Origin of the sequence: Humibacillus xanthopallidus (genome assembly GCF_006716675.1) — a bacterium.
In the GTDB taxonomy this organism is placed as follows: Bacteria; Actinomycetota; Actinomycetes; order Actinomycetales; family Dermatophilaceae; genus Humibacillus; species Humibacillus xanthopallidus_B.
Genome location: NZ_VFPM01000002.1, coordinates 1,226,786 through 1,240,142, shown reverse-complemented (window position 1 = coordinate 1,240,142; position 13,357 = coordinate 1,226,786). Strand labels below are relative to the sequence as shown.

12 protein-coding genes are annotated in these 13,357 nt (G+C 71.1%); 3 read left to right on the top strand and 9 right to left on the bottom strand.

Annotated features, from left to right (window positions below; all coding sequences use genetic code 11):
* Positions 1-75: 75 nt before the first annotated feature.
* The 3 genes from FBY41_RS13635 to FBY41_RS13625 all read right to left on the bottom strand — a co-directional run bounded on the left by FBY41_RS13635 (position 76) and on the right by FBY41_RS13625 (position 3,516).
* Positions 76-2,319: a polyribonucleotide nucleotidyltransferase gene (locus tag FBY41_RS13635; protein WP_141844757.1), complete on the bottom strand. Its 2,244-nt coding sequence runs from the start codon at positions 2,317-2,319 to the stop codon at positions 76-78.
* Between the two features lie 147 nt (positions 2,320-2,466).
* Complete coding sequence (gene rpsO / locus FBY41_RS13630) at positions 2,467-2,736, bottom strand: 30S ribosomal protein S15 (protein WP_141819432.1); 270 nt, start codon at positions 2,734-2,736, stop codon at positions 2,467-2,469.
* Positions 2,737-2,904: 168 nt separating this feature from the next.
* Positions 2,905-3,516 (bottom strand): helix-turn-helix domain-containing protein, encoded by a 612-nt coding sequence (locus tag FBY41_RS13625; RefSeq protein ID WP_141844756.1) that lies wholly within the window; start codon positions 3,514-3,516, stop codon positions 2,905-2,907.
* A 379-nt stretch (positions 3,517-3,895) separates the two neighbouring features.
* On the opposite strand from FBY41_RS13625, the gene FBY41_RS23435 reads away from it, so the two are divergent.
* Positions 3,896-4,051 (top strand): DUF6131 family protein, encoded by a 156-nt coding sequence (locus tag FBY41_RS23435; protein ID WP_185749049.1) that lies wholly within the window; start codon positions 3,896-3,898, stop codon positions 4,049-4,051.
* Between the two features lie 78 nt (positions 4,052-4,129).
* Here FBY41_RS23435 and FBY41_RS13620 read toward each other — a convergent pair whose 3' ends face one another.
* Positions 4,130-4,750: a hypothetical protein gene (locus FBY41_RS13620; protein WP_141844755.1), complete on the bottom strand. Its 621-nt coding sequence runs from the start codon at positions 4,748-4,750 to the stop codon at positions 4,130-4,132.
* A gap of 266 nt (positions 4,751-5,016) precedes the next feature.
* Entirely contained in the window at positions 5,017-6,414 is a 1,398-nt protein-coding gene (gene lpdA, locus FBY41_RS13615; protein WP_141844754.1) for a dihydrolipoyl dehydrogenase, read from the bottom strand.
* A gap of 206 nt (positions 6,415-6,620) precedes the next feature.
* Here lpdA and FBY41_RS13610 point away from each other — a divergent pair, with 206 nt between their 5' ends.
* Positions 6,621-6,965, top strand: a complete 345-nt coding sequence (locus FBY41_RS13610) for a DUF3311 domain-containing protein (RefSeq protein WP_221629277.1) — start codon at positions 6,621-6,623, stop codon at positions 6,963-6,965.
* Complete coding sequence (gene mctP, locus FBY41_RS13605; protein ID WP_141844753.1) at positions 6,962-8,632, top strand: monocarboxylate uptake permease MctP; 1,671 nt, start codon at positions 6,962-6,964, stop codon at positions 8,630-8,632. Before FBY41_RS13610 ends, mctP begins: the two co-directional genes overlap by 4 nt.
* A gap of 75 nt (positions 8,633-8,707) precedes the next feature.
* On the opposite strand, the gene FBY41_RS13600 is transcribed toward mctP, so the two are convergent.
* The 4 genes from FBY41_RS13600 to mreC form a co-directional block, all read right to left on the bottom strand.
* On the bottom strand, positions 8,708-9,841 hold the full coding sequence (locus tag FBY41_RS13600; protein ID WP_141844752.1) for an FUSC family protein: 1,134 nt from the start codon (positions 9,839-9,841) through the stop codon (positions 8,708-8,710).
* 70 nt (positions 9,842-9,911) lie between these two features.
* Complete coding sequence (gene mrdA / locus FBY41_RS13595) at positions 9,912-11,969, bottom strand: penicillin-binding protein 2 (protein WP_141844751.1); 2,058 nt, start codon at positions 11,967-11,969, stop codon at positions 9,912-9,914.
* Positions 11,966-12,466: a rod shape-determining protein MreD gene (locus tag FBY41_RS13590; RefSeq protein ID WP_141844750.1), complete on the bottom strand. Its 501-nt coding sequence runs from the start codon at positions 12,464-12,466 to the stop codon at positions 11,966-11,968. The genes mrdA and FBY41_RS13590 overlap by 4 nt, the downstream gene beginning before the upstream one ends.
* Positions 12,463-13,356, bottom strand: a complete 894-nt coding sequence (mreC, locus tag FBY41_RS13585; RefSeq protein ID WP_141844749.1) for a rod shape-determining protein MreC — start codon at positions 13,354-13,356, stop codon at positions 12,463-12,465. The genes FBY41_RS13590 and mreC overlap by 4 nt, the downstream gene beginning before the upstream one ends.
* Position 13,357 lies beyond the last annotated feature (1 nt).

Below are 13,357 nucleotides of genomic sequence, written 5' to 3'. Positions count from 1 at the left end.
GGGGGCCGAACGCGGAGCGGCCCGCCACCCCAGTGGGGTGACGGGCCGCTCGGACGAACGAAAGATCCGGACGGATCAGACCTCGGCAGGAGCCTCGGCCGGCGCCTCGGCCTTGTCGTCGCCCTCGGGCAGGACCGCCGCGAGGCTGAGCTTGCCGCGCGGGTCGATCTCCTTGAGCTCGACCTGGATCTTCTGGCCGATCTTGACGACGTCGTCGACGCTGTCGATCCGCTTGCCGCCGACGAGCTTGCGCACCTCGGAGATGTGCAGCAGGCCGTCCTTGCCGGGCAGCAGCGAGACGAACGCACCGAACGTCGTCGTCTTGACGACCGTGCCGAGGAAGCGCTCGCCGACCTCGGGCATCTGCGGGTTCGCGATGGCGTTGACCGCCGCGCGAGCCGCCTCGGCCGACGGGCCGTCGACCGCACCGATGTAGACCGTGCCGTCGTCCTCGATCGAGATGTCGGCGCCCGTGTCGTCCTGGATCTGGTTGATCATCTTGCCCTTCGGGCCGATGACCTCACCGATCTTGTCGACGGGGACCTTCACGGTGATGATCCGCGGGGCGTAGGGGCTCATCTCGTCGGGCACGTCGATGGCCTCGGCCATGACGTCGAGGATGTGCAGACGCGCGTCGCGGGCCTGGGTCAGCGCGCCGGCGAGGACCGACGCGGGGATGCCGTCGAGCTTCGTGTCGAGCTGGATGGCCGTGACGAACTCCTTCGTACCGGCGACCTTGAAGTCCATGTCGCCGAAGGCGTCCTCCGCACCGAGGATGTCGGTGAGGGCGGCGTACTGCGTCTCACCGTCGACGGTGTCGGACACGAGGCCCATCGCGATGCCGGCGACCGGGGCGCGCAGCGGCACACCGGCGTTGAGCAGCGACAGGGTCGAGGCACAGACCGAACCCATGGACGTCGAGCCGTTGGAGCCGAGGGCCTCGGACACCTGACGGATGGCGTACGGGAACTCCTCGCGCGTCGGCAGGACCGGCATGAGCGCACGCTCGGCCAGGGCGCCGTGACCGATCTCGCGGCGCTTCGGCGAGCCGACGCGGCCGGTCTCACCGGTGCTGTAGGGCGGGAAGTTGTAGTTGTGCATGTAGCGCTTGCGCGTGACGGGGCTCAGCGTGTCGAGCTGCTGCTCCATCTTGAGCATGTTGAGCGTCGTGACACCCATGATCTGGGTCTCGCCGCGCTCGAAGATCGCGGAGCCGTGCACGCGCGGCAGGACCTCGACCTCGGCGCCGAGGGCGCGGATGTCGGCGAGGCCACGGCCGTCGATGCGGACCTTGTCGCGCAGGATGCGCTGGCGGATGAGCTTCTTCTGGACGGAGCGGAAGGCGGCCGAGACCTCCTTGTCACGCCCCTCGAACTGCTCGGCGAGCTGCGCCTTGACGGCGGCCTTGATCTCGTCGAGGCGCTCCTCGCGCTCCTGCTTGCCGGCGATCGTCAGCGCGGCGGTCGCGTCGTCGGCCGTGGCGGCCTCGACGGCGGCGTAGACGTCGTCCTCGTAGTCGAGGAAGATCGGGAAGTCCTGGACCGGCTTGGCGGCCTCGGCGGCGAGCTGGGCCTGGGCCTCGCAGAGCTGCTTGATGAACTTCTTCGAGGCCTCGAGGCCCTCGGCGACGACCTCCTCGGTCGGCGCCTGCTTGCCCTCGTTCTTCACGAGGTCCCACGTCGACTCGGTGGACTCGGCCTCGACCATCATGATCGCGACGTCGTCGCTGCCGTCGGCGTGCGTGACGACGCGACCGGCGACGACCATGTCGAAGACCGAGCGCTCGATGTCGGAGAAGTTCGGGAAGGCGACCCACTGGCCGTCGATGAGCGAGACGCGCACGCCACCGATGGGGCCCGAGAACGGGAGGCCGGAGATCTGCGTCGAGGCGCTGGCCGCGTTGATGGCGAGCACGTCGTACTGGTGGTCGGGGTTCAGCGAGAACACCGAGATGATGACCTGGACCTCGTTGCGCAGACCCTTCTTGAAGGTCGGTCGCAGCGGCCGGTCGATCAGGCGACAGGTGAGGATGGCCTCGGTCGAGGGGCGGCCCTCGCGGCGGAAGAAGCTGCCGGGGATCTTGCCGATGGCGTACATGCGCTCTTCGACGTCGACCGTCAGCGGGAAGAAGTCGAACTGGTCCTTCGGCTGCTTGCCGGCGGACGTGGTGGACAGCAGCATCGTGTCCTCGTCGAGGTACGCCGTGACGGCGCCGCCGGCCTGCTTGGCCAGGCGTCCGGTCTCGAAGCGGACCGTGCGGGTGCCGAACGAGCCGTTGTCGATGACGGCTTCGGCGAACGTGATGTCTGGACCCTCCATGTGGGCCCTCGCTTTCTTTTTCTCAAGTGCCGCGCACATCGTCGTTGTGTGCGTGGTTTCTTCGGGTGCCCGGACCCACAGGATCCGGGCGCACCTACGACGAAAGGCGGCCTCCGCTGAGCGCGGTGACCGCCTTTCGTCACGTGTTCATCGACGCAGACCGAGGCGCTTGATCAGCGCGCGGTAGCGCTCGATGTCGGTCGCCTCGAGGTAGCGCAGCATGCGCTTGCGACGGCCGACCAGGAGCAGGAGCCCACGACGGCTGTGGTGGTCGTGCTTGTGGGCCCGCGAGTGCTCGGTGAGGTCCTTGATGCGCTGCGTGAGCATCGCGATCTGGACCTCGGGGGAGCCGGTGTCGCCGTCCTTCGTGGCGTACTCGGTCATGATCTGCTTCTTGACGTCAGCTTCCAAAGGCATGGGTGAACCGACTCCTTCTCTTCTCGTTGCGCGGTGCTCCAGGGCATGTCCACCTGGGCGCTCTCGATCCGCGGCCGGACTTACGGCGGGTCCAAGCGTAACAGCGGGGCAACAGGCGCCCTAATCGGCAGGGGGACCCGAAAGCCTCGCCCCGGTCTCGCCCGTGCGTCATTCTCGCAGGTGGGCACGGGGACGGCGTGGCTCGCACTGGCACGCACACGCGGGTAGGCATCCGGGCGACAGGAGGCAGTCGATCTCGCACGTGCACTCGGGCGGCGGAGGAGCAGCCCGCGCGAGCAGCGCGCGCACCCGCCTGAGGTGTGCCCGCTCGCGTTGAGCCGCTTCACGGAGGTCGTCGAAGGTCGGGTGGTCGGGCGGCACGCCGTCTCGCTCGCGGCGTTCGTCCCGGAGCGTGCGCTGGCGGTACCACCCCTTGGCCGGCGGTCGGTCGCGCCGCGGCATGAGCTGACGCAGCTTCGGCACCTCGCTCGGCAGGTCGACGTCGAGGTGCGCCGGGAAGCGGCGTCCGCCGTTGTCGCGCAAGGTGTCTCGTGCGACCGGCGCGACAGGCTGCCCGTCGGTCGCGACTGCGACCAGGCGCAGGCCGGCCAGTCCGAGGATGCTACTGAGCAGGCTCACCGACACCGAGCACCCGCCCGTCTCGATGCGTGCCACCGTCGAGGGCGAGGTGCCCACCCGGGCCGCGAGGTCACGCTGGCTGAGATCTGCCATCCGCCGCACCCGCATGACGAGCCGAGCCACATCAAGTTCGTCGTCCACCGCTGCCTCCCCGTCGTTGGCCCAAGCATGCCCCTCCCCACCGACAGCCCTCCCCCCACTCACTCACTGCCCCCCACACCGACGCAGTGGGACCCACTGCTTCTCACACCGACGCAGTGGGACCCACTGCTCCGCCAGCCGGGGCAGGGGGACCCACTGCTCCGCGGGGTGGAGCAGTGGGTGAGGGGCTGAGGGGTCGGGCCAGCGGTTCGGAGTGTGTTGGCCTCCGGCGCCGGGTAAGCATGGCAGACAGTGCATTTCGGGCAAATGGCCGTTCGTGACCGTTCCGTGACCGTAGGCCTGTCCGGGATTTCACCACCCCGGGTACTTACGTAGGGCTCGGGACCCCTACCCCCCACAAAAGGAGTGAAGCGACACCATGATCATCCTCGGACTGATCCTGCTGCTGGTCGGCCTTCTCGCCAAGATCAGCATCCTCACCACCATCGGCATCGTCCTCGTCGTCGTCGGAGCAGTGCTCTTCCTGCTCGGCACCACGGGCCGCGCCATCGGTGGCCGGAAGCACTGGTACTGATCGCTGCACCCGCACCACAGCACCCGAGTGAAGCCCTCCACGACCTGGTCGTGGGGGGCTTTGCCCGTCCCCCGTCGCTCAGCCTGCGTGCAGCAGGGGCAGGACCCGTCGGACGGCATCCGCGCGCGAGGTCGGGGACCAGGCGCCACCCTCGAAGACGAGGCACACGAGTTGGGTGCCACGCGGGGTGTTCTGGGTCGTGACGAGGAAGTGGCCGGCGTCTCCCGCGCCGAGCGTCGGCTTGTGCCGTTCGCCGACGAGCCCGGTGACACCCGCCAGAGAGCCCGGCCCTCCGAGCCCGCATCTCTCCACGGCACCGACGAACCACTCGGTGGCGCCGAGGGATCGACGACGGTCCGCGCCGAAGTCCAAGGCCACGTAGAGCAACGACGCCGCGCTGGTGGCCGATTCGGAGGAGGCTGCGAGCCGCGCGTACGCCCGTCCCGAGACGACACGGTCCGCACCGGACATGCGAAGCAGCTCCTCGGCATCCAGCGCCGCCCACGGCAGGCTCAGGTCGCAGTCCGGCGAGGCCGGGAGCGCTCCGCTGCATCCTCCGGCGCCCGGGCGCGCTCTCGCCTCGACGGCATCGGAACCGATCTCGCTCGCCCCCGGCCACAGCTGCTCGGCGCGAACCGGGGCACGGTTGCCGAGCTGCCTCACCGTCACGCACCCCGACGCCTCAGGGATGGGGGTCATGGCCCAATCCCCCACTGCCGCAGGAGTGCTCGCGCGCGCGGCAGGGCCATCGGAGCCTGCTGCCGCCCCCGCGGCGCCTGCCGCCGCGGTGACGCCGGGGACCACCGCGACCGACGCAGTAGGGGCGGCGCCCGCAGCCGGAGTGCCCGATGGAGCCGTCGCTGCTCCACCCGCCACCGTGCACGCGCCGATCAGGAGCGACCCCAGCACGAGCGCGGCCGGCCCCGCAGAGCGGAGCCGGCCGGACGGCATACGACGATCGTGGGTCAGAAGTTGATCATGTGGCCGGCGATGCCGTGGACGGCTTCCTTCACGGCCTCACCGAGCGTGGGGTGCGCGAAGACGGTGCGCGAGACCTCGTCGGCCGTGAGGTCCCAGGTCTGCGCGAGGTTGAGGACCGGGAGCAGCTCCGTCACGTCGGGACCGATGAGCGCCGCGCCGAGGATCTCGTTGTGCTCGGCATCGGCGATGATCTTGACGAAGCCGACCGGCTCGCCGAGCCCCATCGCCTTGCCGTTGGCCGAGAAGGGGAAGGTCGCCGTCTTGACGTCGTGGCCCGCCTCCTTGGCCTGCGCCTCCGAGAGGCCCATCGAGCCGATCTGCGGCTGGCAGTAGGTCGCCCGGGGGATGAAGCGGAAGTCGATGGCCATCGTCTCGACGCCCGCGATCGTCTCGGCGGCGACGATGCCCATCGCCTCGGCGACGTGGGCGAGCATGAGCTTGGCGGTGACGTCGCCGATCGCGTAGACGTTCGGCACGTTGGTGCGGCCGTACTCGTCGATGGCGATGGCGCCGCGGTCGGTCAGGGCAACCCCGGTGGCCTCGAGGCCGAAGCCCTCGGTGCGCGGGGCGAAGCCGATGGCCGACAGGAGGCGGTCGGCCTCGAGGACCTGCTGGTCGCCGCCGGCCGCTGGGCTGACCGTGACCTTGACGCCGGAGCCGGTGTCCTCGACGGACTCGACCTTCGTGCCGAGCATGACCTTGACGCCGAGCTTCTTGTAGTGCTTGAGCAGCTCCTTGGACACGTCTGCGTCCTCGGTCGGCACCATGCGGTCGAGGAACTCGACGATCGTCACGTCGACCCCGAAGTTCTTCATGACATAGGCGAACTCGACGCCGATGGCGCCCGAGCCGGCGATGATGATCGAGCCGGGGAGCTCGGGGTCGAGGATCTGCTCCTCGTAGGTGACGACGTTCTTGCTGACCTGGACGCCGGGAATCATCCGCGTCACCGAGCCCGTGGCGATGATGAGGTTGTCGAAGGTGATCGAGCGCTTCTCACCGGAGTTCAGCGCCACGTCCATCGACGTCGCCGAGGTGAGGGTCCCCCAGCCGTCGATCTCCTCGATCTTGTTCTTCTTCATGAGGAAGTGCACGCCCTTGACGATGCCCTCGGACACCTTGCGGCTGCGGGCGTGCGTCGGGCCGAAGCTCATCGTGGCGTCGCCCTCGATGCCGTACTTCGCCTTCTCGTGCATCAGCGTGTGGGCGAGCTCGGCGTTCTTCAGCAGCGCCTTGCTCGGGATGCACCCGACGTTGAGGCAGACACCGCCCCAGTACTGCTTCTCGACCACCGCGACCTTCATGCCGAGCTGGGACGCGCGGATCGCCGCGACGTAGCCCCCGGGTCCGGCACCGAGCACAACGACATCGAAATCAGCCATGGCCGACAGCCTATCTGGGCCGAGTGGGCTCACGAGACCGTGCCCATCGACCGGTCGCAGTCACCGCAATCAACCGCACAACATCACAATCTGTGCTGCAGTCGACAAAACAGTCCGACGCAGGCCCCACATTCGCTCGGCTCGGGAGTAAGTTCCGCGACGCAACTGCCGGTCCATCCGGCTCCGGACCAACGGAGGTCACTCGCGTGAGCACCACCCCGCATCGCCACTCGGCGCCACCTGCCAACAAGGGCCTGCTGGCTGTCGCAGGCGTCCTGCTCGCCCTCCCGATCATCGCCCTGCTGCTCGTCGGCACCTACGCCAAGGACGAGCCTCGACTCGGCGGCTTCCCGTTCTTCATCTGGTACCAGTTCCTCTGGGTGGCGATCACCTCGGTGCTCACCTACACGGCGTACCGGATCGTCCTCAAGGCAAGGCCGCACGTGCCCATGACGCCGGAGGGCGACGCCTTCCTCGACCGCGACGCCGCCGGCACCACCGGCACCACCGGCACCGGCGACGACGTCGCGCCCGAGGGGGATGCGCGATGAGCGCCCTCGCCACAGCCAACGAGGCCGGTGTCAACGGCGTCGCGCTCGCCGTCCTCATCTTCTTCTTCGTCGTCGTCGCGATGGCGGGCTTCTGGGCCGCGCGCTGGCGTCGCCCGACGAGCATGGAGAGCCTCGACGAGTGGGGCCTCGGCGGACGCTCCTTCGGCACGTGGATCACGTGGTTCCTGCTCGGCGGTGATCTCTACACGGCCTACACGTTCGTCGCCGTGCCGGCCGCGATGTGGGCGTTCGGTGCGGTCAACGGCTTCTTCGCCGTGCCGTACACGATCATCCTCTACCCCATCATCTTCATCTTCATGTCGCGCCTCTGGTCGGTCTCGCACCGCCACGGCTACGTCACGCCGGCCGACTTCGTCGAGGGCCGCTCCGGCTCTCGCGGCCTCTCCCTCGCCGTCGCGGTCACCGGCTTCCTCGCGACGATGCCCTACATCGCCCTCCAGCTCGTCGGCATCCAGGCCGTCCTCGAGGTCGTCGGTGTCGGAGGCGGCGGCAACTGGGTCGCCAAGGACCTGCCGCTCTTCATCGCGTTCCTCGTCCTCGCGCTCTACACCTACACCTCGGGCCTGCGCGCACCGGCGATCATCGCGTTCGTCAAGGACATCCTCATCTACATCGTCATCATCGTCGCCGTGATCTACCTGCCCTCGAAGGTCGGCGGCTGGGGCCACGTCTTCGATGCGGCCGAGAACAAGATGACGACGACGACGAACGCCGCGACCGGCAAGCCCAACGTCTTCATCCCCGGGCCCGGCGCCTACTGGGCGTACGCCACCCTGGCGCTCGGCTCGGCGATGGCGCTGTTCATGTACCCCCACTCGATCACGGCGACCCTGTCGGCCAAGAGCCGCAACACGATCCGCAAGAACGCCTCGATCCTGCCGGCCTACTCCTTCCTGCTCGGTCTGCTGGCCCTGCTCGGCTGGGTAGCCATCGCCGCAGGCACGAAGCCGGTCGGGCTCGACGGCAAGGTCAACGGCCAGCTCGTCATCCCGCAGCTCTTCGAGGACATGTTCCCGTCGTGGTTCGCCGGGGTGGCCTTCGCCGCAATCGCCATCGGGGCGCTCGTGCCGGCCGCGATCATGTCGATCGCCGCGGCGAACACGTTCACCCGCAACATCTACAAGGCGTGGATCAAGCCGGACGCGACGACGAAGCAGGAGGCACAGGTCAGCAAGATCACCTCGCTCGTCGTCAAGGCGTTTGCCCTGATCTTCGTGCTCACCCTCGACAAGAGCAACGCGATCAACTTCCAGCTCCTCGGCGGCATCTGGATCCTCCAGACGTTCCCCGCGCTCGTGTTCTACCTCTACACGCGGTGGTTCCACCGCTGGGCGCTGCTCGCCGGCTGGGCGGTCGGCATGGTCTACGGCACGGTGGCGGCCTACAACGTGACGAACCAGGCGACGGGCGCGCCCTTCGCCGGCTCGGTGGCCAACATGCCCGTCATCGGACAGCTCGGCTACATCGCCGTCACCGCCTTCGCGTTCAACGTCGTCGCCGCCGCGGTGCTGACCCTGGTGCTCCGGGCCGTGAAGGCGCCGGAGGGCACGGACTCGACGGTCCCCGCCGACTACTTCGCCGACGCGGGCGACCCCCGCGTCCAGAAGCTCGAGGTCGGACCGCACGAGACGACCCCCTCCGCCTGACCGAGGCACCTCGAGGGGCACTGTCCACCGCCTTCGCGGCGGGGGGCAGTGCCCCTTCGTGCTGCCGTATGCCGTTCAGGCGCGGGGCTGCTCGGGCGGCAGAGCCTCGATGGCCTCGTCGACGTCGAGGCCGGTGACCTGGAGCAGGTCGACGACGACCGAGCGCAGCTGGGCGAGCACCGTCTCGGTCGCGAGGCTCGCGGTGCGCGGCAGCCGGCCGGTGCTCTCGGCGACGGCGAGCATCCCGGCGCGGCCGATCTCGGGCGATGCGTTCTCCGCGAGGGCGCGGGCGATGACGTCGACCGCGTCGGCCAGCTCGAGCATGACCTGCCGGTACGCCGGCGGCAGCGGCTCACCGCGCCCGACCGACACGGTGATCCGCCGCACGAGGACGCGGGTGCTGCGCATCGCGCGGTCGAGGGGCTCGACGAGCTCGACCATCTTGCGCACGTGCGGCGCGTGCTGGCGCTTGAACGGGGAGCTCGCGATGACCGAGAGCCCCTCGTCCGCAGCCGTGCTCAGCTCACGCAGCAGCGACTCCGTGCCTCGCGCGGAGGCGAGCACCGCGGCGGCCTTCTCGACGTCGAGGTCGTCGGCGCTGGCCTCGGCGCGGCGCAGCAGCTCGCTGATCTTGCGCACCGCCTCGGCCGCTGCCACGCGAGGGCGGCGGAGCGGGGCCTGGGGCACGACCGTCGCCGCGACGAGCGCGACGCCGCCTCCGATGAGGGCGTCGGTCCAGCGGGTGAAGGCTTGCCCCGGCGTGGCGGCCAGGGCGGCGACGACGATGCCCTGCACCGCGGCCTGGGTGACGAGGACCGGGCCCCCGTCGAGCAGCGACGCGGCCCCCATCGAGACGAGCACGACGGCCGAGATCTGCCACGGGCCGCTCCCGGCCAGGTGGACGAACACGTCGGCGACGAAGACCCCGACCGCGACGCCGATGGCCACCTCGACGACCCGACGCTGGCGCTGCCCGTAGGACATGCCGAGGCAGATGACGGCCACGACCGGCGCGAAGAAGGGTGAGCGGTGTCCGAGGACGTCGGCGGCGACCCACCACGCGACTCCGGCGGCGACAGCGCACTGGACGAGCAGAAAGGCGCGCGAGCGCAGCCGGGCGAGACGGGTCGCGACGCTCAGCCGGCTCCGGTCCCAGGCGCGGTCGAGGGCGTCGATGACCGGAGCGTCGTTGCGGAGGTAGTCGTCCATCAGGGCCTCCCCCTTCGTCAGAGCTGTCGGAGCGCTCCGGCCACCGAGAACGCTGGGACCGCCCGAGCCGTCACATCTTCAGGGACAGGATGGCATCGAAGATCTGGCGCACGGCGGGGGCGGCCACCTTCGAGCCCGACGCACCCTGGCTGACGACCACGACGACGGCGTACTTCGGCCGCGTCGTGGGCCCGAAGGCGGCGAACCACGCCGTGGCCTGCTTGCCGAAGACCTCTCCGGTGCCGGTCTTGCCGGCGACCGGGTAGCGGTCCTGGGGGATTCCGGCCCACGCCGTGCCCGCGGACCCACCGGGTCGGGTGACGTCGGCGAGCGCCGCCCGCACGTAGGCGAGCACGTCGGCGGGCACTCCCACGGTGCCGGTGCGCCGCGGTGCGATCGGCGTGACCGTGCCGTCCGGGGCGCGCAGTCCTGACGCGACCTGGGGCTGCCACAACGTGCCGCCGTTGGCGATCGCGGAGTAGACCTGCGCCATCTGCAGGGGCGTCACCGCGAGGTCGCCCTGCCCGATCGAGAAGTTGACGGCGTCGCCGGCACGCCACTGCCAGCCGGTCGCGCAGTTCTCGACCGCGAGCTGGCTGAGATAGGCGGCCCGCTCCTTGTCGGTGCGCGCCACCTCGGGGTAGCCGCTCCGGGCCCGCGCGCACGTGGCGGACCGGGTGGCGGCCCAGTACTGCTCCTTCCAGGCCCGGTCGGGGAGGCGACCGGCCGACTCCCCCGGTAGGTCGATGCCGGTGGCCCGGCCGATGCCGAAGGCCCGCGCGGTCTCGGCGAAGCGGTCACGTGCGCCGGGTGGCGCGCTGATACCCCCCTGCGCCTGCCACGCGGCATACGCCAAGCGGTAGAAGACGGTGTCGCACGAGACGACGAGGGCCCGGTGGAGGTCGATCGGCCCGTAGCCGCGCGACTCGAAGTTCTTGAAGACCCGCCCGCCGACGGTGAGGCTCGGCGAGCAGTCGTAGGTGCCGGTCAGCCTGGCTCCCGACGCCACGGCGGCCGGCACCGAGATGACCTTGAACGTCGAGGCCGGCGGGAACGTCTCGCCTGTCACCCGGGACTTCAGCGGCACGCCGTGCCCCTCGTCGCTCAGCCGCTCGAGCTCCGCGCTGCTGATGCCGCCGGTGAAGACGTCGGGGTCGTATGCCGGGTTGCTCGCCGCCGCGACGACCGCGCCGTTGGTCACGTCGAGGACCACGGCCGCCGCGGCGTCGGCCGGCAGCCCCTCGGCCCTCGCTCGCGCCACCGTCTGCGCGAGCACGGCCTCGGTGCGCGCCTGGAGCCGGGCGTCGAGGTGGGTGACGACGTCGGAGCCCGGCACGGGTGGCCGGCTCGACAGCGTCTCGGTCACGACTCCCCGCGGGTCGATGGCGACGACGGTGGCGCCGTTGCGTCCGCGCAGCGCGGAGTCGTACTGCTGCTCGAGGCCCGACCTGCCGACGACGTCCTCGGCGTCGAGCGCGCCGGCCCCCGCCTCGACGTCGGCGGGGCCGGCCCGGGCGACCCAGCCGAGCAGGTGGGCCGCGTTGACACCCGAGGGCGCCGGGTAGCTGCGGGCCGGCTCCGGGGTCACGCCGATGCCGGGGAACTTCTCGGGCTGCTCCATGAGCGTCAGCGCCCGCCGCGGGTCGACGCCCGCTGCGATCGGGATCGGCACGTAGGGCGAGCCGTTGAAGCAGGCGGGGGCCCGAGGGGCTCCGACGGTGCCGCAGAGCATCGTCTTGCCCCACAGGCGGTCGAAGGGCTGGCCGAGCACCGCCGCGACGGAGCGCACGAGCGCGCGACCGCCATCGTCGGCATCGAGCAGGACGCCCCGCTCGAGGGTGACGACGGTCGTGAAGGCGTTCGTCACGAGGCGCGCCCCCGTGCGGTCGAGGATCTGCCCCCGCAGGGCGTGCTCGGTGATCGTGCGCGTGTGGACCGAGGATGCCTGGCTCGTCAGCTGCGCCCCGTCGAGAAGCTGGACCTGGCCGAGCCGTGCGACGACGAGGCCGAAGAGCGACACGAGCAGCACGAGCACGACGCCCGCGACGCCGGTGGGCCGGGTGCGGCGCGGGCCACGGGTGGCTGCCCGCCGGGGCCCTGTGCCCCGGGAGGGGCGACCGCCCCTCACCCGAGCCTCCGCCGCACGAGGGCACGGTCGACGGCGAGGAGCACGGGCAGCGCGAGCAGCCCGACGGCGACGGTCGAGGCGAGCCGGCCCAGCCCCTCCGCCGCAGCGACGCTGCCCTCGGCCGCGATGGCCGACGCAGACCGGCCGAGCAGCACGACGATGCCGGCAGCCGCGAGGGCGAGCACCGCGCGGCCGAGCGTACGTGACGACACCCGCTGGAAGAGCCCACCGACGAGACCGCCGAGCATCATGACGAGAGGAGTGAGCCCGAGCGGCGACCCCACGGGCGGCACGAGCTCGACGACCCAGCCGGCGACGAGCCCGACGAGAGCGCCGTGCACCGACCCGCGCAGCACGGCCGTCGCGACGACGCCGATGAGCACGAGGTCGGGCACCCACTCCTCCGGCACCCCGAGCCGCGGCAGCAGGGTGGCCGACAGCAGCGCCGCGACGACGACGTATGCCGTCCGGCCGAGCCCCAGCAGCGTCGCCCTCACGAGGCGGCGCCCTTCGCCGGCGCGGCTGCCGGTGCGACTGCCGGTGCGACTGCCGGTGCGGAGGGGGTACCGGCCGCCGGCACCTCGGGACGCGCCGCCCTCCGGGCCTGCGGCACGAGGACGGCGACGACGTCGATCGCGTCGGGGTCGAAGACCGGGCGCACCGTGGCGGTGCGGGTCAGCTGGCCCCGGTCGGGATCGACGGCGGTCACGGTGCCGACGACGATGCCGGCGGCATACGGCCGATCGTCGATGCTGCCGAGGGTCGTCACGGTGTCGCCGACGACGGGCGTGCCGGGTTGCACGAACGACAGGGTCAGCGATCCACGCGGCCGCGACTCGCGGTCGGTCGACGAGGGCGAGCTCACCGTCGCGAGCGTGCCTGCGGGGCCGACGCGCACGCCGATGACCGAGCCGGTGCTGCCGAGCACCTGCACGTCGCACGTCCAGGGCGACACGGCGACGACCCGCCCGGCGAGCCCCTCCGCGGTCACCACGGTCGAGTCGGTCGTCACGCCGTCGCGGGTGCCGACGTCGAGCGTCAGGCTCCGGCCCCCGATCGGGCTGAGGTCGCTCGCGACGACGCGGGCCGCGACGAAGCGGTGGCCGGCCGCAGGCTCACCGCCGACGAGCTCGGCGAGGCGGCCCTGCTCCGCGAGGCGCCGCTGCTGGTCGGCGACCGTGGCGCGGAGCAGGACGTTCTGCGCCTCGAGCGCCGCGATCTCGTCGCGCGGCGCTCCCGAGAGCGCCCGCTGGACGGGCCCGAGGACCGCGCCCCCGGCGTCGCGCACGGCGCCGGCGACCCCGGAGCCCGCGAGGTCGGCCCCGAGCAGCGCCAGCGTGGCGATGACGAGTGCGGCGAGGAGGCGGCGCTGGTGGGTCTGCTCCATG